General features: G+C 65.8%; 18 protein-coding genes. 11 read left to right on the top strand and 7 right to left on the bottom strand.

What is annotated here, in order from left to right:
* The first annotated feature begins 868 nt into the window (after positions 1 to 868).
* The 5 genes from mnmE to IP90_RS15995 all read left to right on the top strand — a co-directional run bounded on the left by mnmE (position 869) and on the right by IP90_RS15995 (position 6,236).
* Complete coding sequence (gene mnmE / locus IP90_RS16015; protein WP_144900675.1) at positions 869 to 2,212, top strand: tRNA uridine-5-carboxymethylaminomethyl(34) synthesis GTPase MnmE; 1,344 nt, start codon at positions 869 to 871, stop codon at positions 2,210 to 2,212.
* Positions 2,213 to 2,314: 102 nt separating this feature from the next.
* Complete coding sequence (locus IP90_RS16010) at positions 2,315 to 3,346, top strand: energy transducer TonB (RefSeq protein WP_144900674.1); 1,032 nt, start codon at positions 2,315 to 2,317, stop codon at positions 3,344 to 3,346.
* A gap of 572 nt (positions 3,347 to 3,918) precedes the next feature.
* Positions 3,919 to 4,482 carry a hypothetical protein gene (locus IP90_RS16005; protein WP_144900673.1) on the top strand — a complete coding sequence of 188 codons (564 nt, stop codon included), beginning with the start codon at positions 3,919 to 3,921 and terminating at the stop codon, positions 4,480 to 4,482.
* Positions 4,483 to 5,233: 751 nt separating this feature from the next.
* Positions 5,234 to 5,641, top strand: coding sequence for a hypothetical protein (locus IP90_RS16000; protein WP_144900672.1), 408 nt, complete (start codon positions 5,234 to 5,236; stop codon positions 5,639 to 5,641).
* A gap of 73 nt (positions 5,642 to 5,714) precedes the next feature.
* Complete coding sequence (locus tag IP90_RS15995) at positions 5,715 to 6,236, top strand: hypothetical protein (RefSeq protein ID WP_144900671.1); 522 nt, start codon at positions 5,715 to 5,717, stop codon at positions 6,234 to 6,236.
* 65 nt (positions 6,237 to 6,301) lie between these two features.
* Here the strand turns inward: IP90_RS15995 and IP90_RS15990 are convergent, their stop codons facing one another.
* From IP90_RS15990 to IP90_RS15965, 6 genes are all read right to left on the bottom strand, one after another.
* Positions 6,302 to 7,471, bottom strand: a complete 1,170-nt coding sequence (locus IP90_RS15990; RefSeq protein ID WP_144900670.1) for an ABC transporter permease — start codon at positions 7,469 to 7,471, stop codon at positions 6,302 to 6,304.
* Positions 7,468 to 8,223: an ABC transporter ATP-binding protein gene (locus IP90_RS15985; protein WP_144900669.1), complete on the bottom strand. Its 756-nt coding sequence runs from the start codon at positions 8,221 to 8,223 to the stop codon at positions 7,468 to 7,470. The genes IP90_RS15990 and IP90_RS15985 overlap by 4 nt, the downstream gene beginning before the upstream one ends.
* 131 nt (positions 8,224 to 8,354) lie before the next feature.
* On the bottom strand, positions 8,355 to 9,896 hold the full coding sequence (locus IP90_RS15980) for an alpha/beta fold hydrolase (protein ID WP_144900668.1): 1,542 nt from the start codon (positions 9,894 to 9,896) through the stop codon (positions 8,355 to 8,357).
* A gap of 66 nt (positions 9,897 to 9,962) precedes the next feature.
* Positions 9,963 to 10,160, bottom strand: coding sequence for a helix-turn-helix transcriptional regulator (locus IP90_RS15975; protein WP_144900667.1), 198 nt, complete (start codon positions 10,158 to 10,160; stop codon positions 9,963 to 9,965).
* A gap of 5 nt (positions 10,161 to 10,165) precedes the next feature.
* Positions 10,166 to 10,738, bottom strand: a complete 573-nt coding sequence (locus tag IP90_RS15970) for a hypothetical protein (protein WP_144900666.1) — start codon at positions 10,736 to 10,738, stop codon at positions 10,166 to 10,168.
* Positions 10,739 to 10,826: 88 nt separating this feature from the next.
* A complete protein-coding gene (locus IP90_RS15965; protein WP_144900665.1) occupies positions 10,827 to 11,579 on the bottom strand; it encodes an FAD-binding oxidoreductase in 753 nt (250 codons plus the stop codon).
* Positions 11,580 to 11,682: 103 nt separating this feature from the next.
* On the opposite strand from IP90_RS15965, the gene IP90_RS15960 reads away from it, so the two are divergent.
* The 6 genes from IP90_RS15960 to IP90_RS15935 all read left to right on the top strand — a co-directional run bounded on the left by IP90_RS15960 (position 11,683) and on the right by IP90_RS15935 (position 20,702).
* The gene (locus IP90_RS15960) at positions 11,683 to 12,669 is read left to right on the top strand and encodes an ABC transporter ATP-binding protein (RefSeq protein ID WP_199753518.1); all 987 of its coding nucleotides are present in this window, start codon (positions 11,683 to 11,685) and stop codon (positions 12,667 to 12,669) included.
* Between the two features lie 73 nt (positions 12,670 to 12,742).
* On the top strand, positions 12,743 to 13,531 hold the full coding sequence (locus tag IP90_RS15955) for an ABC transporter permease (protein ID WP_425477136.1): 789 nt from the start codon (positions 12,743 to 12,745) through the stop codon (positions 13,529 to 13,531).
* 118 nt (positions 13,532 to 13,649) lie between these two features.
* Positions 13,650 to 14,201 carry an ECF-type sigma factor gene (locus IP90_RS15950; protein ID WP_144900663.1) on the top strand — a complete coding sequence of 184 codons (552 nt, stop codon included), beginning with the start codon at positions 13,650 to 13,652 and terminating at the stop codon, positions 14,199 to 14,201.
* Positions 14,202 to 14,203: 2 nt separating this feature from the next.
* Positions 14,204 to 17,029 (top strand): serine/threonine-protein kinase, encoded by a 2,826-nt coding sequence (locus IP90_RS15945; protein WP_158635387.1) that lies wholly within the window; start codon positions 14,204 to 14,206, stop codon positions 17,027 to 17,029.
* A 345-nt stretch (positions 17,030 to 17,374) separates the two neighbouring features.
* Positions 17,375 to 19,198, top strand: coding sequence for a YadA-like family protein (locus IP90_RS15940; RefSeq protein WP_144900661.1), 1,824 nt, complete (start codon positions 17,375 to 17,377; stop codon positions 19,196 to 19,198).
* A gap of 190 nt (positions 19,199 to 19,388) precedes the next feature.
* Positions 19,389 to 20,702 (top strand): YadA-like family protein, encoded by a 1,314-nt coding sequence (locus IP90_RS15935; RefSeq protein WP_144900660.1) that lies wholly within the window; start codon positions 19,389 to 19,391, stop codon positions 20,700 to 20,702.
* Between the two features lie 119 nt (positions 20,703 to 20,821).
* Here IP90_RS15935 and IP90_RS15930 read toward each other — a convergent pair whose 3' ends face one another.
* On the bottom strand, positions 20,822 to 21,637 hold the full coding sequence (locus IP90_RS15930) for a TatD family hydrolase (protein ID WP_144900659.1): 816 nt from the start codon (positions 21,635 to 21,637) through the stop codon (positions 20,822 to 20,824).
* Positions 21,638 to 21,677 lie beyond the last annotated feature (40 nt).

The raw sequence follows: 21,677 nt of genomic DNA, 5'->3' as shown, positions 1-21,677 counted from the left end.
AGCGAGCGCGCTGTCGCCCTTAGGCGGTCATCCCCGCGAAGGCGGGGGTCCAGTGACTTAGCTCTTGCTGTTGTATGGCGGAGCATGTTTCGCAGCGCTTGCTGCCAAACCCGGAGCTTCCGCCCGCTGCGCGTGCGGGTCACTTTCTTTTGCTGACCCAAAAGAAAGTAACCAAAGAAAAGGGTCTTCCCCGATCAAGGCTCACGTAGCGGCTTGGAGCCCTCGTAGATTTTCCGACTCGCCCTCCTGGCTCGGTCGGAAAACGGCGGCCATCCATGGCCGCCGCCCTCCGGGTCTATGGAGTGGCTCGGGTCGCTGGTGGTTCGTGCCAACAGCCAATAGCCGCTGCTAAAGTCAAAGAAATTGCAGACCGCGAAAGACACACAAACGCGGCGATCTGATTTCAAGCGAAAACAAGAAGCTCGCTAGCAACGAAAGCAGATCCGAACCAGCACTCATCGAGTACAACGTCTGCCAAGCCGGCTTCGGGCCCTTTCTTTGGTTACTTTCTTTGGGCCAGCAAAGAAAGTGACCCGCACGCGGTAGCGGGCGGAAAAGCCGACCCGCAGGGTCGGGGATTTGCGTCGTTGCCGCCAATCGCTTCTCCGCTCTTGCCGCAAACTGCAGAGCTTCCGCCCGCTGCGCGTGCCAAAGAGAGGCCCTTCCCGACAGAGCTTCCGCTGCGCCTTGTAGTCCTCGCAGGTTTTCCGACTCGCCCTCCTGGCTCGGTCGGAAAACGGCGCACATCCATGTGCGCCGCCCTTCGGGTCTAGGAAGTTGCGCGGCAGGTGTGGTGTCGAACCGGGCAACAGCTCGAAAGCCTGCTAGGCAATTCTTCAGCACGCACACTACATGCGAACATAAGCCCATGTCCGGATCGACCGACACCATCGTCGCGATCGCCACTGCGGCCGGTGCCGGCGGCGTCGGTATCGTGCGTCTGTCCGGACCGCAATCGCGCACGATCGCCGAAGCCGTTGTCGGCCAGCGGCTGCCGCCGCGGCGCGCGCGATACGCGCAGTTCCACGACGAACATGGCGACACACTCGACGATGGCATCGCGCTGTACTTCGCCGCGCCGGCCAGTTACACCGGCGAAGATGTAGTCGAGCTGCAGGCGCACGGCAGTCCGGTGGTGTTGCAGCAGCTGGTGGCGCGCTGCTGCGGTCTCGGCGCGCGCCATGCACGGCCCGGCGAGTTCAGCGAGCGCGCCTTTCTCAACGGCAAGCTCGACCTGGCCCAGGCCGAAGCGGTCGCCGACCTGATCGCCGCCAGCGACATCCACGCCGCCCGCGCTGCGCGCCGCGCGCTGGACGGCGTGTTCTCGCAACGCGTCGATGCCATCGCCGACGAACTGCTGGCGTTGCGCGTGCATATCGAGGCGGCGATCGATTTCGCCGACGAACCGCTCGACACGCTCGGCGGTGCCGCGTTGCGCGCGCGCCTGGCCGACGCCGTGCAGGCGATGGACCGGCTCGCGTCAGAGGCCGAGCGCGGGCAGAAACTGCGCGACGGCCTGCACGCGGTGATCGTCGGTCCACCCAATGCCGGCAAGAGTTCGCTACTCAACGCGCTTGCCGGCAGCGACCGCGCCATCGTCACGCCCATCGCCGGCACCACGCGCGATTTGCTGCGCGAAGCGGTGCGCATCGACGGCGTCGAACTGCTGCTGGTCGATACCGCCGGCCTGCACGAGGGCGGCGACGCGATCGAACGTGAAGGCATGCGTCGCGCGCACGACGAAATGCAGCGCGCCGACCTGGCGATCGTGGTGCTGGACGCGCGCGATCCCGAGTCCGGCCGCCGCGCCGTGGCCGAAGCCATCGCCGGCGTGCCGCGGCAGTTGTGGCTGCACAACAAGGCCGACCTGCTCGAGCCAGGCGTTGCGCCGGTCGAGGGCGACGACGTCCTGCGGGTCTCGGCGCGCACCGGCGAAGGCCTGCAGCGACTGCATGCCGCGCTGCGGGCGCAGGCGACCGGCGGCCAGACCAATCTGGCTGGCGCCTTCACCGCGCGTGCGCGCCATGTCGAGGCCCTGCGCCGCGCGCGCCTGGCGGCCGGCCTGGCGCAGCAGGAACTGGCCGCCGAGACCCTGGACCTGGCCGCCGAGCAGCTGCGCCGCGCCCACGAGGCGCTGGGCGAAATCACCGGCCGCATCACCCCGGATGAACTACTCGGTCACATTTTTTCGAGTTTTTGCATCGGAAAATAGCCGGAAAGCGGACCTGTCCGGCAATTCATGGTTGACAAACGTCCCCGCCTGTCGCGTCCTACGCATACGTGCGCGCACCGCACTACAGGGGAGATTCGTCACATGTTCGTCGTAAAGCCATTCAAGCGGCTGGCGCCAACGCGCCAGTCAGGCCTGCACCTGGCCCTCGGGCTGGTGCTCATCGGCACGATAGCCGGCTGCAGCAAGGAAGAACCGGCGGCCCCGGGGGCGGCCACGCCGGCGACAGCCACTGCGCCTGCCGCACCACCCAAACCCGCCGTTTCCGCACAGGTCGCGGCGATGGGCGCCGACCAGCTGCGCGAGCTGGCCGGCACCGCGCTGCGCGAGCAGCGCCTGTACGCGCCGGCCGGCAGCAACGCCATGGAGTACTACCTGGCGCTGCGCGACAAGCAGCCGAACGATCCGGCCGTGGCCAGCGCGCTGACCGACCTGCAGCCATACGCGTTGATCGCGACCGAGCAGAGCATCGTTCGCGAGGACTTCGTCGAGGCGCAGCGCCTGTACGCCTTGATGGAGAAGACCGATCCGCAGGCGCCGGCACTGCCGCGGCTGAAATCGACCATCGCCACCGCGCAACAGGCCGTCGCGCAACGCGCGCTCGCCGAGCAGACGCGCACCGAAGAAGCCGCCAAACGCCAGGTCGAGCTGGAGAAGGAACGCGCCAAGCAGCAGCAACTGGCGCAACAGCAGGCCGCGCAGGAATTGGAGAAGCCCAAGCCCGCGCAACCGAGCGCCGCCGACGTCGCCGCCCAGCGCGAGGCCGAACGCGTCGCCGCCGAGCAGCGCGCCGCGCAACAGCGGGAACAGGAAGCCGCGGCGAAGGCCGCTGCCGCGCCGCCACCGGCCGCGCGCGCATCCAGCGAACTGCGCGCGATCAGCATGCCCTCGCCGCGCTATCCGTCGGCGGCGCAGCGTGCCCGGCAGAGCGGACAGGTGCAGGTCGAATTCACCGTCGCACCCGACGGCTCGGTCAGCGCCGCGCGCGTGGTCAGCGCCGAACCCGAACGCGTCTTCGACCGCGAAGCGCTCGCGGCAGTCAAACGCTGGCGCTTCCAGCCTGTCGATTCGCCGGTCACCACGCGCCGCACCATCGCGTTCAATCCTGGTAACTGAGCTGGATGAGCTATAAAAAAGCCCGGCCTTGCGCCGGGCTTTTTGGTGATACGTGAACGGACTGTGTGTGCATATGGCTGAAATTGAGATCTAAACGTAGTTAGGCCCCATATGATGCGATCAATAATTCTGGCAGCTTTTCTACTCGTATCCTCCGGCCTTGCACAAGCAAAGCCGAAGATCGGATTACTTGAGGCAGTTCAGATTGCCAAGCAGCACATTGCCCAAGAGCATCTGTCTACTTCTGATCGCTACTTGGATAGCGTTCAGTGGCATGAAAATTTCACCAGTCCTGAAAAGAGCAACTGGTCAGTTGTGTGGATGACTGATAATCCAACAACGCTTGACGGTCAGCTTGTAATTTGGGTTTGGACCGATGGTCGGGTTACGCATCAAGACGGTCTTGGTTAAGAGCATGGCTATTGCAAGCTCACCCGCCTGGGGCCTAACAATTCGTTCAAGCCGAACTTGTTTCGTTACGGCTTTGGTGTGGCAGGTAAAGCTTGCCACACCAAAGCCTTCACTACACAAGTCGGCTTAACTCAGGCGTTAGGCCCCACACAGAGATTTCGATGTGCCTATATGAAATCAATTGGGGCTCTGTCGCGGATTGGGTATCCGGCATAGGCGCACTGACGGCCGCTATCGTTGCGTTGTATCTTGCCCGGCGATCTGAGCGCATCCGACTCAAAGGCCACTGCGGAATTATGGTGCTCTTTTTCCCAGGCGGCCCCAAACAGGATGTGTTTGTTGTTTCAGCGACCAACGTCGGAACACGTAGCACGATCGTTAACAACATCGGAATGCGCGTGGGCCGCTTTAAGAACAAGCGACAGGCTGTCATTGGCATCAACGCAACCCTGTACTCTGCCGGAGTTCCACATGCGCTTGCGGACGGCCAAACTGCAAATTGGCATATCCCACTTGATGCAGAGAAGAGCTGGGTTAAGGATTTGTGCGGAACTATCGTTAAAACAAAAGATGACGTACGCACGCTTCGATTCGTCGTGCACACCACGCACGGAGAAGACCTCATTCTTAAGCCTGCCGAGTCTGTCCGAGAGGTTCTTCTCTCAACCCTCAAAGGTGGGGCTAACAATTCATTCAAGCCGAAGCCGCTTCGCGGCTCGGCTTAATTCAGGCGTTAGGCGTCATTGATAGACCATCGCATACCAATGAAGCAATCCGAGATTGACAAGCAATTGAGAGGGATCGCCAAAGGCGAAGCAAAGGCGCGTGGCTGGAAATCTGTAGGCGGGATGCATTACTGGACAATCGGCTCACTCTTCTTTGTTCTCGTCCTATCAGCAGGCGCAAAAGAAGGCTCGTTCTTCGCTTCCCTTCGGTTCAAATGGCTTGAGCTAGACAGAGCCCTTTGGAGGGTTCTTGGCTGTCGAGCAACGAAGAAGAACCGTTTAGCCTGCATGCAAACGGAGCTTTCGTGCTCATGGGCCAAGAAGTTCTCTCTGTATCGGAACGCCCGATTGATTGGGCTTCTGGCGCGCTGGAGGGTCGCATTAATGACATCATGCAACGCTCTCACGAGCGCTCAGCCGATATCGCCTCTCAGATCAACTCAATTGATTCCTATCTGAGCTTCGTCCAGCGCGAGCATACTGCGTCTATGGAGCGCCATTCTCGCGCTGTTGTGAACCTATGGAAGGAAAGAATCGCTACTCGTCGCGCTATTGAATGGCAATACCGCGGAGGTTGCACAAATTGCACGGTCGCGGATCAGCGCCGATGATTTTGGCGGCTATTCTTCAAGCGGAAAGACCTTTTATGAGCATGCGTTGACGCTCTGCGAGATGACGCCTAATAATTCATCTAAGTCGACGCCGCTTCGTGGCGCGGCTTAATTCAGGCGTTAGACGCGGACATAAATCTATGCGATTGACTCAGAGCAAAGTGCTTGGCGGCCTCGTGTTTGCACACGCCGTTCTAGGTTTTGCATGGCAGCTTTGGATCTCCAGGGGAGATCACGGCGTTTCCATTCCTGTCACCCTTGTTGCGCTTGCGGTTTTAGGAATCACGGGAGCCGTTGGTGTACTCCAACATCGCCGCTTTGGCCTTTATCTAGTTCCCCTGTTCTATCTGGCCCAAGTTGCGCAAGTTGTAGCGCCAGGCTTCGTGCTTTCCCTCTATCTGCTGTACAAAGTTGATTTCACCATCGGCTTTGAGTTCGGCACGCTGGGGGTGAACTTGCTTGCCGCCGCAATGTTTCTTTGGAGCAGTCTCTACGCTGCCGGGGTGCTGGACTCAGCAGACGCCTTGCAGGCTGACAGCCGCGCCTAACAATTCAAGCCGAGCCCGCTTCGCGGCCCGGCTTCTCTATCGCGCAGGTCATTGCCACCAGCCTCCCGATGCCATGATTATCGCTGAAACAACTCCAACGTCGTTGAGCGGATCGCCGGCATTCTTCCCGGTGTCGATAACCAAGCTTGTGGCAATGTCGGTATGCACGTTCGGGTTGTACCAGGTCTATTGGTTCTATCGGAACTGGCACTACGTGAAACATCGCGAACACTCGCGCATTTCGCCGCCTTGGCGTTCAGTGCTTGGCGTGTTTTTCTGTTATCCGCTATTGCATAGGATCGCAGCGACTGCGAGAGAGAACGGAGTCGCCGCACCGCCGGCCATCATTGCCGTCGCGTGGATCGTGACCGGTTTGATGAGCTACCTGCCCGAGCCCTACCTGCTGCTGTCATTCGGCGCGGTGGTGTTCCTGGTGCCTGTCCAAAGGGCGGCCAATGCGATCAATGCAGGTTTGGCGCCCGCGCACGATCGAAATGTCGGCTTCAGCGGCTGGAACATCGCGGCGCTGGTCTTCGGCGGTTCGTTGTTCGCTCTGAGTGCGATCGGCGTATTGATCGGATCGCAGCAGCGCTGAAGTTTGATCCTGCAGAAAACTTTCCCGGGCGCAGCCGAAGCTACGCCCGGGAAATACGTCATGACTCATGCCGAAATCGCCAGCTTCTCCTGGTGGTAACGACGCGTCGCCGCGAACCACAGCACGGCGGCCAGGCCGAAGCCGGCGAGGAAGTAGACGAACCATTCCAGCGGCGAGACCGATTCGCTGCGCACGACTTTCAGCAGCATCTGGTTCTGCGCGAGGAACGGCACCGCGAACATCCATAGCTGGTTCTTGACCGGGCTGACCATCAGCACGATGGTCGGGATCATCGGCATCAGCATCAGGAAGGTCATGTAGCTCTGCGCTTCCTTCACCGATTTCGCGCCGGCGGCGATGAAGGTCAGCAGTGCGGTGCCGATGAACAGCATCGGCATCAGGATCAGCAGCATCTTGCCGATCGCACCGATGCCCATGTCCAGTTGCCTGGCGATGCCCGGCGCGAGCAGTGCGCCGAGCTTGAACGCCAGCAGCGTCAACAGCAGGCTGAGGAAGCCGACGCTGCAGGCGGCAGCGATCTTGCCGCTGACGATCGCGCCGCGCGCTGCCGGCGTTGCCAGCAAGGGTTCCAGCGATTGCCGTTCGCGCTCGCCGGCGGTGGCGTCGATGATCAGGTAGGCGCCGCCGAGGAAGGCGCTGAGGATCAGCAGGTAAGGCAGCATCGCCATCGCGATGCCCTTGCGCGATTCCGGCGTCGACAGGTCCTTGTGCGAGACCGCCAGCGGCGCGCCGACGCCGGGATCGATGCCGCGCGACAGCAATCGCAATGCACCGACCTGCTGACCGTAGCGCGCCAATGCCGCTTCCAGGCGTCGCACCGGCACTTCCGCGTCCTGGCGCGTGCTGTCGTGCACGATCTCGACCAGCGCCGGCGTGCCTTCGCGCCAATGCCTGGCGTAGTCGCCGCCGATCTTGAGGTAGACGTCCTCGTCCTGGTTGCGGATCGCGGCATCCGGATCGCTTTTCAACATTTTGCGTTCAATCCCCTGTCCGGCCAGCCATGCGACCAGGTTCGGCGCCTGCTCGGCGCCGACCATCACGATCGACATCGGCTTTTCGTACTGGCCCTTGGCGCGGCTCTCGGCCATGGTCAGCAGACCGACGAACAGCGCCGGCGCCAGCAATGGCCCCATCACCAGCGCCAGCACCAGCGTGCGGCGGTCGCGCGACAGCTCCAGCAGTTCCTTCCACCACACGGTCCATAGCGACTTCATGCGTGCAGTCCTTCTTCCGATCCGATCAGTTTGACGAAGGCCTCTTCGAGATTGTCCTCGCCGGTCTGCGCGCGCAGCTCGTCGGACGTTCCCTGCGCGACCACCTTGCCGTGCGCGATCACCACGATGCGATCGCACAGTGCGGCGACCTCCTGCATGATGTGGCTGGAGAAGATCACGCAGCGGCCCTCGTCGCGCAGCTGCTTGAGGAAGCCGCGCAGGCCGCGCGTGGTCATCACGTCGAGGCCGTTGGTCGGTTCGTCGAGGATCACGTTGCGCGGATCGTGCACGAGTGCGCGCGCGATCGCGGTCTTGGTGCGCTGGCCCTGCGAGAAGCCTTCGGTCTGCCGGTCGAGAAAGTCGTCCATCTGCAAGGCCTGCGACAAGGCCTGCGTGCGCTGCTCGATGTCGGCGCGCGACAGGCCGTGCAGTTCGCCGAAGTAGCGGATGTTCTCGCGCGCGGTCAGGCGCTTGTAGACGCCGCGCGCGTCCGGCAGCACGCCGAGCGCGCGCCGCGCGGCGGCCGGATCGGCGGCGACGTCGCGGCCGTCGATCAGCACGCGGCCCTGCTCCGGCGCCATCAGCGTGTACAGCATGCGCAGCGTGGTGGTCTTGCCGGCGCCGTTGGGCCCGAGCAGGCCGGTGATCTGGCCGTCATGGGCGGTGAAGCCGACATCGTCGACGGCGACGACGCGCGTGCTGTCCTTGCCCTTGCCGGGGAAGGTCTTGCGCAGGTGTTCTGCAGTGATCATGGCGTTGTGTCCGTGATTCGTGATTCGTTATTGGTGATTAGCAAAGGCGATCGGGAACCGCGGGCGAAGGGAGTGAGGAGTCGAGGACGGCGTGTCTCGAATCACTAATCACCACTCACCAATAACGGCTCTCAAGGCTCCCAACCGCTGAAGCTGGTGAACGGCGGCGTGTAGGCGAGCTTGTCCAGGCAGCTGGCGTCCAGCGCCTTGGCGTCGGCGCCGTCGACGAACTGCGCGAACAGCTTCGGCATGCAGCCGGCGCCGATGACGTTGTGGCCTTGCCCGCGCAGCACCAGCGAGCGGCCTTTAGGCAGCGTCTGCAGTACCTGTTCGGCATAACTGGGCGGCGTGACCGGATCCAGTTCGCCTGAGATCAGCAATGCCGGCACCGATGTTTTCAGAGGTTGGTGGAAATCGGCCGGACGCTCGCCCTTGGGCCACACCGCGCATTGCGCCAGCAGCGTATCGACCAGAACGTTGCCGAGCAGCGAGGACGCCATCGACGGATCGCCGCGGATACCGTCGGCATCCTCGCTGCAGATCACCGACAGCTGCATGCCATGGGCCATCTGGTCCGCCAGTCCGCTGCTGAGCAGATTGGACAGCGCCATCAGGCCTTCATAACGACCCTGGCTGGCTTCGTTGATCAGCAGCGGCAGCAGCGATGCGGCGATCGGTGCATAGGCGTACATGCGCGCCAGTCCGGCCACGTGTCCGGGTTGCAGGGTTTCCTGGCGCTGTTCGTGGGTGCGCGCGTCGCGATACGTCACCTGCGGCGGATCGGCTTTCAGCCGCGTCATCAGCGCGTTCAGTTGCTGGCGCGGATCGCCGAGCGCGTTGGCGCAGTTCGGGATCTGCGCGCAACGCTTGAACTGCAGGTCCAGCGCGGTTTCCAGGTTGCGGGCGAAATCGTTGCCGAGGTAGATCGTGTTCGGCGCCACCGAATCCAGGGTGATGGTGCGGGTCTGCGCAGGATGGCGACGCGCATATTGCTGTGCGACGCGGGTGCCGTAGGAGATGCCGATCAGGTTGATCTGTTCGGCGCCGATCGCCTGCCGCACCGCTTCCAGGTCGCGTACGGCATCGGTGGTGGTGAAGAAACGCAGGTCCGCGTCCTTGGCCAGCGCATCGCGGCAGCGTTCCGCGGCGATGCGCGCGGCCTGCGGCGAATCGTCGATCACGTCGTCGCCTTCGTCATCGCTCTTGCACAGCAGCGGATGCGAGCCGCCGGTGCCGCGCTGGTCGACCAGGATCACGTCGCGACGCTTGCGCACCTCGGCGAACGCGGGCGCGACACTGGGGAAGGTCTCGGTCGCAGCCTGGCCGGGACCGCCGGCCAGCATGAACACCGGATCGGGCGCATGTTCGCCGCCGTCCTTGGCCGGTACCCAGGCGATGTTGAGTGCGATCTTGCGGCCCTCGGGCAGGGCCGGGTTTTCCGGGACCGGCAGCGAGCCGCATTGCGCCTCGACACTGGCCGCGCCCAGCTGCGGCGCCAGCGTGCAGGGCTTGAAGGCGATCTTGCCGAGCATGCGCGGTGGCGCCGGCGTGGCCTTGCCGGCAACGGTCGCGGTGGCGCCTGCTTCCGGTGGACGGGCGTCACGCCAGTATCGATAGCCGATGAAGCCGACCGCCAGCAGCAGTACGAGTGCGATTCGGAGCTTGCGGGACATCGATGCGGTTCCTCTCGAATTGGAAAACGGTGAATGCACGGGATGGCAATGCGGCGACGCGCCGGTTCAATCCGGGCCGGGCAGGAAGATCGCCTCGATCGGTTCGCCGAACAGGCGCGCGATACGGAACGCCAGTGGCAGGCTGGGATCGTACTTGCCGGTTTCCAGCGCATTGACGGTCTGGCGCGACACATCCAGGTGCTCGGCCAGTTCGCCCTGCGACCAGCCGACGCGTTCCCGGAGCTCGCGGATGCGGCTGTCCATGCCGACTACTGGAACCTGCGTGCGACGACGATCTTGACCAATCCGTAGATCATGCATACCAGCGGGAACATCCAGATCATCGCCACGCCGGCGGGAACGCCGATCACCCCGGCCAGCTGCAGGAAGCCGCCGGCCATGTACAGCAGCGACACCAGCGCGGTGGCGATGCTGACCGCTTCCAGTTCGATCTGGCGCTGCAGTTCGTCGGCATCGCGGATGTAACGAATGATGGCGCGCAACACCATCGCGATCGGTGCGACCGGAAGCAGCGCCACGAGGGCTCGCATCGCCGGCTCCTCGATCCGCTTGAGCAGCACCAGCGAGATCGACAGCAGCATCACGTAGGCGATCATCGCCGGCACGAACTCGCGCAGGTAGCGACGGCGCAGACCCAGCGTGGAGGCGTCGCAGCCGTCCGGCTGGAGCCAGAGCACGAAGGCGCCCAGGTACAGGGCGCCGCCGAAGCCGAGCAACACGCCACGAACCCATCCCGCGACTGGCAGCGCATGCGGCAGCACGACCCCCAGCAGAAGCAGGGCGGTACCGAAGCCAAGCAGGGCGTTGGGTTTGTGAAACAAGGCGGTGGCCTGTCAAGTGACCTTGACAGGAGTCTGGCGACAGGATGGCGGGTTGTCAAGCTTGCTTGACAGGCGGATCCCGCGGTTCCTATTTGCTGCTGACGTACTTCTCGCGACGTATCTGCGGCACCGGCAGGCCATGGCCCTTCAAGGCCTCGAAACAGGCATCGACCATGTTCGGGTTGCCGCACAGATAGGCGATGTCACGGTCCGCGGCGGGCGCGAACTCGTCGAGGAACTGCTGCACATAGCCGTGGCGCACATCAGCATGCGGATGCTCCGGCAACTCGCGCGAGAAGCACGGCACGAAGCGGAAACCCGGATGCGCGTCGGCGAAGGCGCGGAACTCGTCGCCGTACAGCAGTTCCTGCGGCGTACGCGCGCCGAACAGCAGCACCACTTCGATGCCGCGTTCGCGGATCAGCGTCTCGAGTTGCGGCAACATCGCGCGGTACGGAGTGACGCCGGTGCCGGTGCCGATCAGCAGATAACGCCGGTTGCTGTCGGCAGGCATCAGGCAGAAGCGGCCGAACGGGCCGCTGGCATCGATCCGTCCGCCGACATCGAGGCCTTCGAACAATGCGGTTGCCGCACCGCCGGGTACGTAGCTGACCGCGATCTCGACCGCTTCGCCGGGACCGAGCGCATGGTCGTGGATCGTCGCCAGCGAATAGCTGCGCTTGGTCGCGGTGCCGTCGGCGTAGTGGAAATGCACCTGGATGAACTGGCCCGGGATGTAGTCCAGTGGCTGGCCGTCGTCGCGGACGAACACGTAATGGCCGACACTCGGCGCCAGCATGCGTCGCGATACGAGTTTCAGCGGGAAATGCTGGATGGCCAAGGAAACACCGGCGGTGGTTGCAACAGACTGTGGCCGGAATGCCGCCACGGGGCCGCCTATACTAACGGCTATCGCCGCGCGGCTCGCGGTGCAGGCCTTGGAAATGACCCAGAACCAGGCGGTTTCCGCCATCGCGCCGGCGTTGTCGGTGCGCGAACTGCGCAAGACCTACGACACCCGCGTCGAGGCGCTGAAGGGCGTGTCGCTGGACGTGGCACCCGGCGATTTCTTCGCCCTGCTCGGTCCCAACGGCGCCGGCAAATCCACCCTGATCGGCATCGTCAGCTCGCTGGTCAACAAGAGCGCCGGCCAGGTCGAAGTGTTCGGCGTGGACCTCAGCCGGGATCGCGACGCGGCGATGCGCCTGATCGGGCTGGTGCCGCAGGAACTGAACTTCAACATGTTCGAGAAGCCGCTCGACATCCTGGTCAATTACGCGGGTTTCTATGGCGTGCCGCGTGCCGAGGCGTTGCTGCGCGCGGAAGAGGAACTCAAGCGCGCGCAGCTGTGGGACAAGGCGACGATGATGAGCCGCACGCTGTCCGGCGGCATGAAGCGGCGACTGATGATCGCGCGCGCGATGATGACGCGGCCGCGGCTGCTGATCCTCGACGAGCCCACCGCCGGCGTCGACATCGAGATCCGCCGCGGCATGTGGAAGACGCTCAAGGACATCAACGCCGCCGGCACCACGATCATCCTCACCACGCATTACCTGGAGGAAGCGGAAAGCCTGTGCCGCAACCTGGCGATCATCGACAAGGGCCGCATCGTCGAGCAGGGGCCGATGAAGGCGCTGCTGGCCAAGCTCGACGTCGAGGGTTTCCTGCTCGACATCGAGGGACAGCTGCCGGCGTCGTTGCCGCTGATCGAGGGCGCCACGCTGCTGGCGCTGGACGACCATACGCTGGACATCGAGATGCCACGGGCGATGGATCTCAACCGCGTGTTCGCCGCGCTCGGCGAGGCCGGGATCCGCGTGCGTTCGATGCGCACCAAATCCAATCGCCTCGAGGAACTGTTCGTGCGCCTGACCGGCGAGAACGCGGTCGACAGCACCGCGCAGCTGCCGCCGGAGCAGGTGGCGTGATGCTTTCGGCACGGTTCAACAACACACCGCACGACAGCCGCATTGAAGTAAACGGAACACCATGAATCAGATCATGATCCCCGAACCTACCGTCATGCGGCGCAATCTCATCGCGCTGGGCACTGTCGTGCGCCGCGAGGTCAGCCGCATCCTGCGCATCTGGGGCCAGACGCTGGTGCCGCCGGCAATCACCATGAGCCTGTATTTCCTGATCTTCGGCGGCCTGATCGGTTCGCGGGTCGGGCAGATGGACGGCATCGCCTACATGGATTTCATCGTGCCGGGGCTGGTGATGATGGCGGTGATCCAGAACAGCTACGGCAACATCTCCTCCAGCTTCTTCGGCGCCAAGTTCGGCCGCCATATCGAGGAACTGCTGGTCAGCCCGATGCCGAACTGGGTGATCCTCGGCGGCTACGTCGCCGGTGCGGTGCTGCGCGGCTTGATGGTGGGGGTGATCGTGCTGGTCATTGCGATGTTCTTCACCCAGGTGCGCGTGCCGCATCCGCTGGTGACGCTGAGCACGGTGCTGCTCGGTGCGACCATCTTCTCGCTGGCCGGCTTCGTCAACGCGGTCTACGCCAAGAAGTTCGACGACGTGGCGATCGTGCCGATCTTCATCCTGACCCCGCTCACCTACCTGGGCGGCGTGTTCTATTCGGTCAAGCTGCTGCCGCCGTGGGCCGAAGCCGCCACGCACCTCAACCCGATCTTCTACATGGTCAATGCGTTCCGCTACGGCCTGCTCGGCGTCAGCGACGTGCCGCTGTGGATCGCGTACGTGCTGATGCTGGGTTTCGTGCTGGCGCTCGGCGCGCTGGCGCTGTGGTTGCTCAAGCGCGGTGTCGGGCTGCGCAGCTAGCGGCCTCCATCACGATGGTGCGCAAAGGGCCGTTGCGGACGGCCGCATTCGTCCCATCGAACGCCAAGCTGCTGTCGGCGCTATGCTTGCGGCCCAGGGGTGGGTGGACGCGATCGCCATGGGGAAGGAAATCACCGAGCTGCTGGTACAGGCGCGGACGGGACAACCGGAGCAGTTGTCGGCGGTGTTCGAATCGCTGTATCCGGAACTGCGCCGGCTGGCCGCGTCGCGGCTGGGCGGCGGCGAGCTGACCATCACCCCGACGGTGCTGGTGCACGAATTGTTCCTGCGCGCCACCACCGGCGATCCGTTGTCCGTCACCGACCGCAAGCATTTCTTCGTCGCCGCGGCGCAGGCGATGCGCTGGATCGTGGTCGACCACGCGCGCCGGCGCGGCGCCGACAAGCGCGGCGGTGGGATGATCGCGATCACGCTCGATGAATCGCTCGCCGGCGGCGACGCCGCCGACACCACCGTGCTGGCGCTGCACGAAGGCCTGGAAACGCTGGCACAGATCAATCCGCAGCAGCGCCAGGTGGTGGAACTGCATTACTTCGCCGGTTTGAAGTTCGCCGAGATCGCCGAACTGCTGGAATGTTCCGAGCGCACCGTGCATCGCGAATGGGAGCGCGCGCGCGCTTTCCTGCATGCGCTGTTGAGCGACGCCTGAGCATGGACGCCGGCGAGCGCGAAGTCTGGCGCCAGGCCGATCGCGCACTCGACCGGCTGCTTGACCTGCCGCCGCCGGAACGCGCCGCGCAACTGCAGGCGATGGCGCTTGCGCCGGCGGTGCTGGCGCGCGTGCAGCGCCTGCTGGCGGCGCATGAGCAAGCCGCAGGCCCGCTGGATCAGCAGTTGCCCTCGGCCTTGGCCGCCGCCGCGCACGAGCCGCAGGCATTGAGCGGTCGCCGTCTCGGTCGCTGGCAGCTGCAGCAGGAGCTCGGCCGCGGCGGCATGGCCGTGGTCTACCGCGCACAGGCGCTGGAAGGCGCCACCGGCCAGGTCGCGGCGGTCAAGGTGCTGACGCTCGGCGCCTTGGCCAGCGTCGGCCGCGAACGTTTCCTGCGCGAGCAGCAGGCCTTGTTGCGGCTGCGCCATCCCTACATCGTGCCGTTGTACGACGCCGGCATCGCCGAGGACGGCACGCCGTGGCTGGCGATGGCGCTGGTCGACGGCGAACGCATCGACCAGTGGTGCATGCAGCGTGCGTCCGATATCGAGGCGCGCGTGCAGTTGGTGCTGCAGGTCGGCGAGGCGCTGAGCTACGCGCACCGCAACCTGGTGATCCATCGCGACATCAAGCCGTCGAACGTGCTGGTCGACGACGACGGCCACGTGCGCCTGCTCGATTTCGGCATCGCCCGGCTCAGCGACGAAGTCGCGGCGGAAGCCACCGCCACCCATCTGCGCGCATTGACGCCGGAGTACGCCGCACCGGAACAGTTCGCCGGTGCGCCGCCGAGCACGGCGATGGATGTCTACGGCCTGGGCGCGTTGCTGTACCGGCTGCTGGCCGGACGCGCGCCGCGCGCGCACGGTCGGCAGGATGCGCACACGCAGACCCAGGCGCCGTCGCGCGCGGTGCGGCAGGATACGGCGCGGACGCAGGGCGAACGCCGCCAGTTCGCCAGCGCGTTGCGCGGCGACCTGGATGCCATCGCGCTCAAGGCGCTGGCGGACGAACCGGAACGCCGTTACGCCAGCGTCGAGGCGCTGTGCGACGACCTGCGTCGCTGGCAGTCGCGTCGGCCGATTCGCGCACGCCCACCGAGCACCGGATATCGCCTGCGCAAGTTCGTCGCGCGCAATCGCCTCGCCGTGGCGGCCGGCGTCGTCGTGACCGCATTGCTGATGGCTGGCACGGCGGGCGTGTGGTGGCAGGCCGGCCGCGCCCGTGCCGCCGCCGAAGAATCGCAGGCGCAGCTCGACTACCTGGGCAGCGTGCTCGATGTGCTGGCGCCGGGCACCGAGCAGATGAAACAGCCGGACAAGCGCCAGCTGGTCGCCGAGGTCGCGCGTCGCGCGCGCAGCGAACTGGCATCGCGGCCGCCATTGCTGGCAACGGTGGAGATCAGCCTGGGCGGCGTGGCCGAGCGCATCGGCGACTACGAACAGGCGGCGGATCTGTATGCCGCCGCGCTGCAGCGTCGTCGCGACCTGTTCGACGCGCGCAGCGCACAGGTCGCGGAAGCGCGGATGCGCTGGGGCAAGATGCTGGACCTGCGCGATCCGCCGGATATTGCCGCGGCCGAGCGCGAACTGCGCCATGCGGTCGATGCGATGCGCGACGCGGCGCCGGCCTCGCCGCTGCTGGTCGAGGCGTTGACCGGCTGGGCCAACAAACTCGGTGACGACGATCGTTACCAGGAAGCCAACACCGCGGTCGCCGAAGCCGTCGCGCTGTGCACCGGCACGCTGCGCGACGCGCCCAGCTGTGACCAGGCCTGGCTGATGCAGAGCACGCTGGCCAGCCGCGCCGGTCGCGATGGCGACGCGATCGCGCCACTGCGGCGATTGCTGGCGCTGCGCGAGCGGCGTCATGGCGCGGACCACGCCGAGACCCTGCACATCGCCGGCGAACTCGGCAAGACGCTCGCGCGCAGCGGTCAGCGCGAACAGGGGCTGGCCATGCTGGAACGCGTCTACGCGCAGCAACAGCGCATCTACAACCGACCCACGCAGGAGAGTCTGCGCACGCTGCAGTCGCTGGCGGAGGTGCTCGCCGATCTGAGCCGCTTCGATCGTGCGCTGCTGCTGCGGCAACGCTACCTGGCGCAGGCGCGCGCGCTGTATGGCGAGCGCAACGGCGACGTCGCTGTCGGCTACGCCAACCTCGGCAGCCTGTATTTCGCCGAAGGCCGTTATGCCGACGCGGCGCAGGCCTACCGGCGCGCACAGACCCTGTACGGCGAGATCTACGGCGCACAGCATGCCGGCGCGATGATCAGTCAGGGCAATTACGCCGACGCACTGCGCGAACAGGGCCGCGTGCGCGAATCGCTGCCCCTGCAGCGCGAGGCCGCGGCCGGATTGCGTGCGCTGTTCGGCGAGAATTCGACGCGTTACGCGGCGCGGCTGAGCAACCTGGCGCGAACACAGCTGTTGCTGGGCGATGGCGCGGCCGCCTTGCGCGAATACGATCGCGCGCTGGCCATCTATCGTCGCCAGCAGGAATCCGGTGCGCATTCCGCCGCGGTGGTACGTGCCTATCGCAGCCAGGCCTTGCTGGCGACTGGACGCATCGGCGAAGCCAAGGCCGAGGCCGACGCCGCCCTGCAGGAAATCGAGGCGCTGCTCGGCCGCGAGCATCGCTATTTCTGGGAAGGACTGGCGTTCGCGACCACCGCGACCTGCGCGGCCGCGGGCGCCGATTGCGCGACCCTGCAACGCGCCGTGGCCGAACAGCTCAAGCGCCAGGATGTGCCCGGCGGGGCGCGTATCAAGCTGCAGAAAGTGGCTACGACGGCAACTGCCGCCGGATTGCCGACGGTGCCGTGATCGACAGGGCGGTCATTACCCGCGTCCGCAGGGGGCCGGCGGTTACCGGCTCTCATCCCGAACGCAGTGAACTGCTTTGCGTGGCGCACGGACAATAAGCAGGCCCCTCACTGCGTTCGGGATGACGGCACGAGGTGGCTTCGCACCGGGCGAAATCGCGCCTTCTGAGCAATAACAAGCCCACGTCATCCGCATCACCTGTCTCCCTTCCCGATCTGTACCCCTGTCAGTTTTTCCCCCACTCCTGCGGATGTATGCGCCAGGGGACCCGCGGCCGTGCCGCGTGCGACCCGCGGCACCGGGTCGGCCGTCGTACGGCTCCGTCTATTCGGGTGGGTACAAGACATGAAAGCGTTGCAAGCAAACAAGCGTCTGCTGTCGTGGGCGATCGTGCTGGGTCTGTCGAGCGGCAGCGCGTGGGCCGGCCAGACCTGCGAAATCAATGACGGCGATCCGACCACGCACGAGGTGAGCATGTTCGCCACGGCGGCGGGGATCCAGGCACAGGCCTGTGGCGACAACAGCGATGCATCCGGCGGACTGTCCAGTGCCTATGGGGCTCGCAGCACTGCGCTCGGCTCGCAAAGCACGGCCATCGGCTACCAGAGTCAGGCGGCGGGCAACTTCAGTACGGCCATTGGCTCGCAAAGCGGGGCTGTCGGCCCTTCAAGCACCGCGATCGGCAGCTTCTTCGATGTCAACGGCAACGGCAGCATCGATGGCGACGAGTTCGCCCGTGCCACCGGCATGGCAAGCACCGCGACCGGCGCCGGCGCGCACGCGGCGGGCGATCACAGCAGCGCACTGGGCACGGCGGCGCAGGCCACCGCGCAGGGCACCACCGCCGTGGGCTTCGGCAGTGAGGCCTCGGCGACCTGGGGCAGCGCTTTCGGCATCGGCGCGGAGGTCTCGGCCGAAAACGGCACCGCGCTCGGCGCCGCGAGCTCGGCCGAGAACATCTCCGCCACCGCCGTGGGTGCCATCGCGCATGCGACCGGCCTGGGTAGTTCCGCATTCGGTGTGGGCAGCACGGCCACCAACACCAGCACCACCGCAGTGGGCGCCCAATCGTTGGCCGCCGGCGAAGGCGCCAGTGCGTTCGGCGTGGCGTCGACGGCCAGCGGGCGTTTCGGCACCGCGGCGGGCACCGGCAGCCAGGCCAATGCGGAGATGGCAGCGGCGTTCGGCCATTCGGCCAGGGCGCAGGGACAGCAGAGCACGGCCGCGGGCTACGCCGCGAACGCCGCGGGCGAGCTGTCGACGTCGGTCGGCGCCAATTCGCTGGCCAGCGGCGCTGGCGCGCTGGCGCTGGGGCATTCCGGCACCGCCAACGGTGCCAATGCCACGGCGCTGGGCTACTTCAGCACTGCCGTCAATAGCCAGGCCACCGCGGTGGGCGCGATCAGCAACGCTGCCGGCAACCAGAGCACCGCCATCGGCGGCAACAGCCTCGCCGGTGCCGATGCCGGTACCGCCCTGGGCCATACCAGCCAGGCTACCGGTTTCGGCAGCACCGCGTTGGGCAACAGTACCCAGGCCACGGCGGTTGGCAGCACCGCATTGGGCTACGGTGCGGTCGCCGATCGCGATGCCACGGTCTCGGTCGGTACCAGCGTCAGCCAGCGCCAGATCGTCAACGTCGCCGCCGGCACGCAGGCCAACGACGCGGTGAATCTGTCGCAGTTGCAGTCCACTCTGGCGACTGCCAACGCCTACACCGACACCGCGGTCGCCACCGGTGGCACCGCCACCAACGCCTATACCGACAACCGCGAAGCGGCGATCCGCGATGACATGACGACCGGCGATGCGGCGACCTTGTCTTCGGCCAACGCCTATACCGACAGCCGCGTCGAGGCCATCGCCGGCTTCGACCCGGCCGTGCTCGACGACCGCTTCGATGCGATCGACCAGCGCCTGCGCAGCCAGGACGACCGACTGGATCGCGTCGGCGCACTCGGTGCGGCGATGGTCGGCATGGCGGCGAGTGCGGCGGCGGTGGAAGGCGGCAATACCCGCATCGGCATTGCCGCCGGCAGCTACGGCGGCAAGCAGGCGCTGTCGCTCGGCGTGCAGCAGCGTTTCGGTGCGCGCACCGCGATGACCCTGGGCGGCGCGTTCAGCGGCTCGGAGCGTTCGGCCACGGTCGGTGTCGGCATCGGCTTCTGAGCCGGAACCGCGCATCAAAAAACAGCGGGAGCCTGCGTTCGCCGGATGCAGTCGTACTGGCGATGACGACACATGTCAGTCGACGGCTCCGAAGTGCGGACGTATTCCAGAAAGCGGATTCGGCACGCGCCGCGTCCCACGGGTTCAGCCGGCCCTGCCGGCTGCAAAGACAATCATTGGGGAAGAAAGCATGGAAATCCTGGGAAGCCGCCATCGCCTGGCAGCGGCATTGCTGCTGGCGCTGGGAATGTTTGCCGGCAGCGCGAGCGCAGATGAAACCTGTGAGCTCAACGACGGCGATCCGGCCACGCATGAATATGCCGGTGGCGCCACGGCGACCGGCGTGGGCGCCACGGCCTGTGGCCCGATCGCCACGGCCAGCGGCGACAGCAGCAGTGCGTTCGGTGTGGGCAGCGAAAGCCTGGGCTTCGGCAGCACCGCGATCGGCAGTTCAAGCCGCAGCTACGGCGAATTCAGCACTTCGATCGGCGGCGCCAGCCGCGCCGAGAATGGCGCGACCGCGCTGGGCTTTTCCAGCCTGGCCAGCGGCGACAACAGCACCGCGGTGGGTGGCTGGTTCGACCTCGACAGCGATGGCCTGTTCACGCTCGATGAGGTGACCAATGCCGCTGGCGGTCGCTCCATTGCGCTTGGCCCGGCCGCGCATGCCACTGGCATCGGCAGCGCTGCGCTCGGCTTCCACAGCAATGCCAGCGCCACGCTCAGCACCGCCGTCGGCTATTGGAGCCAGGCCAGCGGTTTCACCAGCATTGCCGCCGGCACCAACAGCGTGGCCAGCGTCGACTACAGCACGGCGATCGGTGGACGCAGCGAGGCCACGGCGATCGGCAGCACCGCGCTGGGCAACAGCAGCGAGGCGACGGCGGCGGGCAGCGTTGCGCTGGGCTACCTCTCGCTTGCCGACCGCAGCAACACGGTGTCGGTGGGCGCGGCAGGCAGCGAACGCCAGATCGTCAATGTCGCCGCCGGCACCCAGGCCAACGACGCGGTCAACCTGTCGCAGCTGCAGTCCACGCTGGCCACGGCCAACGCCTACACCGACACCGCCGTCGCGACCGGCGGTACCGCCACCAATGCCTATACCGACAACCGCGAAGCGGCGATACGTGGTGACATGGACGCCGGCGATACCGCCACGCTGACCGCCGCCAACACCTATACCGACCGCCGCATCGGCGAGTTGGCCGGTTTCGATCCGGCGGCGATCAACAGCCGCCTCGACAGCGTCGACCAGCAGCTGAACACCCACGACCGCCGCATCAACACCGTCGGTGCGCTGGGTGCGGCGCTGAGTCTGGCTGCGCCCGATGCGCGCGTGCAGGGCGCCAACCAGTTCAGCCTGGGCGTCGGCCATTTCCGCGACCGGCAGGCGCTCGGTGTCGGCTACAGCCGGTTGGTGTCGCCGCGTGCTGCGGTACGGATCAGCGCGGCCTTCGCCGATGGCGAGAACGCGGCCGGCGTCGGCCTCAACGTCGGCTGGTAACGCAACACCTTCAAGCGTTGCGACGATCCTCCACCCCGGGTCGTCTCTTCACGCCGTACGTTCGCGAGGACGTGCGGCGTTTCCTTGTCTGGTCTTCGCAGAGCGGAGCGTGCTACGCGCTACAACGCCGGGGCAGGCAGGCGGAAGAACGCCCGCGCCGTCGCGGTGGTCGCAGCGGCGGTGACCGCCACGTCCTCGCCGCGATCGCGCGCCAGTTCCTCGACGATGTGCGCCAGGTACATCGGTTCGTTGCGGCGGTGCGAGGGTTGCGGCCTGGCCGTGCGCGGCAGCAGATAGGGCGCGTCGGTCTCGATCATCAGCCGCTGCGCCGGAACGTGCTTCACCAGTTCGCGCAGATGCTGGCCGCGGCGCTCGTCGCACAGCCAGCCGGTGATGCCGATGTGCCAGTCCTGGTCGAGGTAGTCGAACAGTTCCACGCGCGTGCCGGTGAAGCAGTGCACCACCGCCGGGCCAAGCTTGCCGTCGAAGTTCCTCATCATCGCCATGAAGTCCGCGTGCGCGTCGCGCTGGTGCAGGAACAGCGGCTTGCCCACGCCTTCGACGGCAAGGTCGACACAGATCTGCAGCTGGCGCTCGAACGCCCGGCGCTGCGACGGCCGCGGCGAGAAATCGCGGTAGTAATCGAGCCCGCATTCGCCGACCGCGACCACTTCGGCATGTGCGTGCAGCGCGCGCATCTCCGCATCGCATTCGTCGGTGTACTCGACCGCATGGTGCGGATGCACGCCGGCGGTGGCGTACAGCAAACCCGGATGCGCCTGTGCCAGTGCCAGCGCCTTGGGCGAATGCTCGCGGCTGGCGCCGGTGACCACCAGCTGCGCGATGCCGGCGTCGCGCGCGCGCTGCAGCACCGCGTCGCGATCATGGTCGAAGCTGTCGTGGCTGAGGTTGGCGCCGATGTCGATCAGTTGCATGAGGGCGGGGAATCGGGATTCGGGAATGGGGAATCGTCAA

This window comes from Luteimonas cucumeris (assembly GCF_007830035.1).
GTDB lineage: Bacteria > Pseudomonadota > Gammaproteobacteria > Xanthomonadales > Xanthomonadaceae > Luteimonas_C > Luteimonas_C cucumeris.
This window is presented reverse-complemented; position numbering and strand designations above follow the sequence as displayed.

What these genes read in the sequence shown, in the direction of transcription:
- mnmE (WP_144900675.1), top strand. Translation starts at nt 869, where the DNA reads ATGTCCGGATCGACCGACACCATCGTCGCGATCGCCACTGCGGCCGGT.
- IP90_RS16010 (WP_144900674.1), top strand. Translation starts at nt 2,315, where the DNA reads ATGTTCGTCGTAAAGCCATTCAAGCGGCTGGCGCCAACGCGCCAGTCA.
- IP90_RS16005 (WP_144900673.1), top strand. Translation starts at nt 3,919, where the DNA reads ATGTGCCTATATGAAATCAATTGGGGCTCTGTCGCGGATTGGGTATCC.
- IP90_RS16000 (WP_144900672.1), top strand. Translation starts at nt 5,234, where the DNA reads ATGCGATTGACTCAGAGCAAAGTGCTTGGCGGCCTCGTGTTTGCACAC.
- IP90_RS15995 (WP_144900671.1), top strand. Translation starts at nt 5,715, where the DNA reads ATGATTATCGCTGAAACAACTCCAACGTCGTTGAGCGGATCGCCGGCA.
- IP90_RS15990 (WP_144900670.1), bottom strand. Translation starts at nt 7,471, where the DNA reads ATGAAGTCGCTATGGACCGTGTGGTGGAAGGAACTGCTGGAGCTGTCG.
- IP90_RS15985 (WP_144900669.1), bottom strand. Translation starts at nt 8,223, where the DNA reads ATGATCACTGCAGAACACCTGCGCAAGACCTTCCCCGGCAAGGGCAAG.
- IP90_RS15980 (WP_144900668.1), bottom strand. Translation starts at nt 9,896, where the DNA reads ATGTCCCGCAAGCTCCGAATCGCACTCGTACTGCTGCTGGCGGTCGGC.
- IP90_RS15975 (WP_144900667.1), bottom strand. Translation starts at nt 10,160, where the DNA reads ATGGACAGCCGCATCCGCGAGCTCCGGGAACGCGTCGGCTGGTCGCAG.
- IP90_RS15960 (WP_199753518.1), top strand. Translation starts at nt 11,683, where the DNA reads ATGACCCAGAACCAGGCGGTTTCCGCCATCGCGCCGGCGTTGTCGGTG.
- IP90_RS15955 (WP_425477136.1), top strand. Translation starts at nt 12,743, where the DNA reads ATGATCCCCGAACCTACCGTCATGCGGCGCAATCTCATCGCGCTGGGC.
- IP90_RS15950 (WP_144900663.1), top strand. Translation starts at nt 13,650, where the DNA reads ATGGGGAAGGAAATCACCGAGCTGCTGGTACAGGCGCGGACGGGACAA.
- IP90_RS15945 (WP_158635387.1), top strand. Translation starts at nt 14,204, where the DNA reads ATGGACGCCGGCGAGCGCGAAGTCTGGCGCCAGGCCGATCGCGCACTC.
- IP90_RS15940 (WP_144900661.1), top strand. Translation starts at nt 17,375, where the DNA reads ATGAAAGCGTTGCAAGCAAACAAGCGTCTGCTGTCGTGGGCGATCGTG.
- IP90_RS15935 (WP_144900660.1), top strand. Translation starts at nt 19,389, where the DNA reads ATGGAAATCCTGGGAAGCCGCCATCGCCTGGCAGCGGCATTGCTGCTG.
- IP90_RS15930 (WP_144900659.1), bottom strand. Translation starts at nt 21,637, where the DNA reads ATGCAACTGATCGACATCGGCGCCAACCTCAGCCACGACAGCTTCGAC.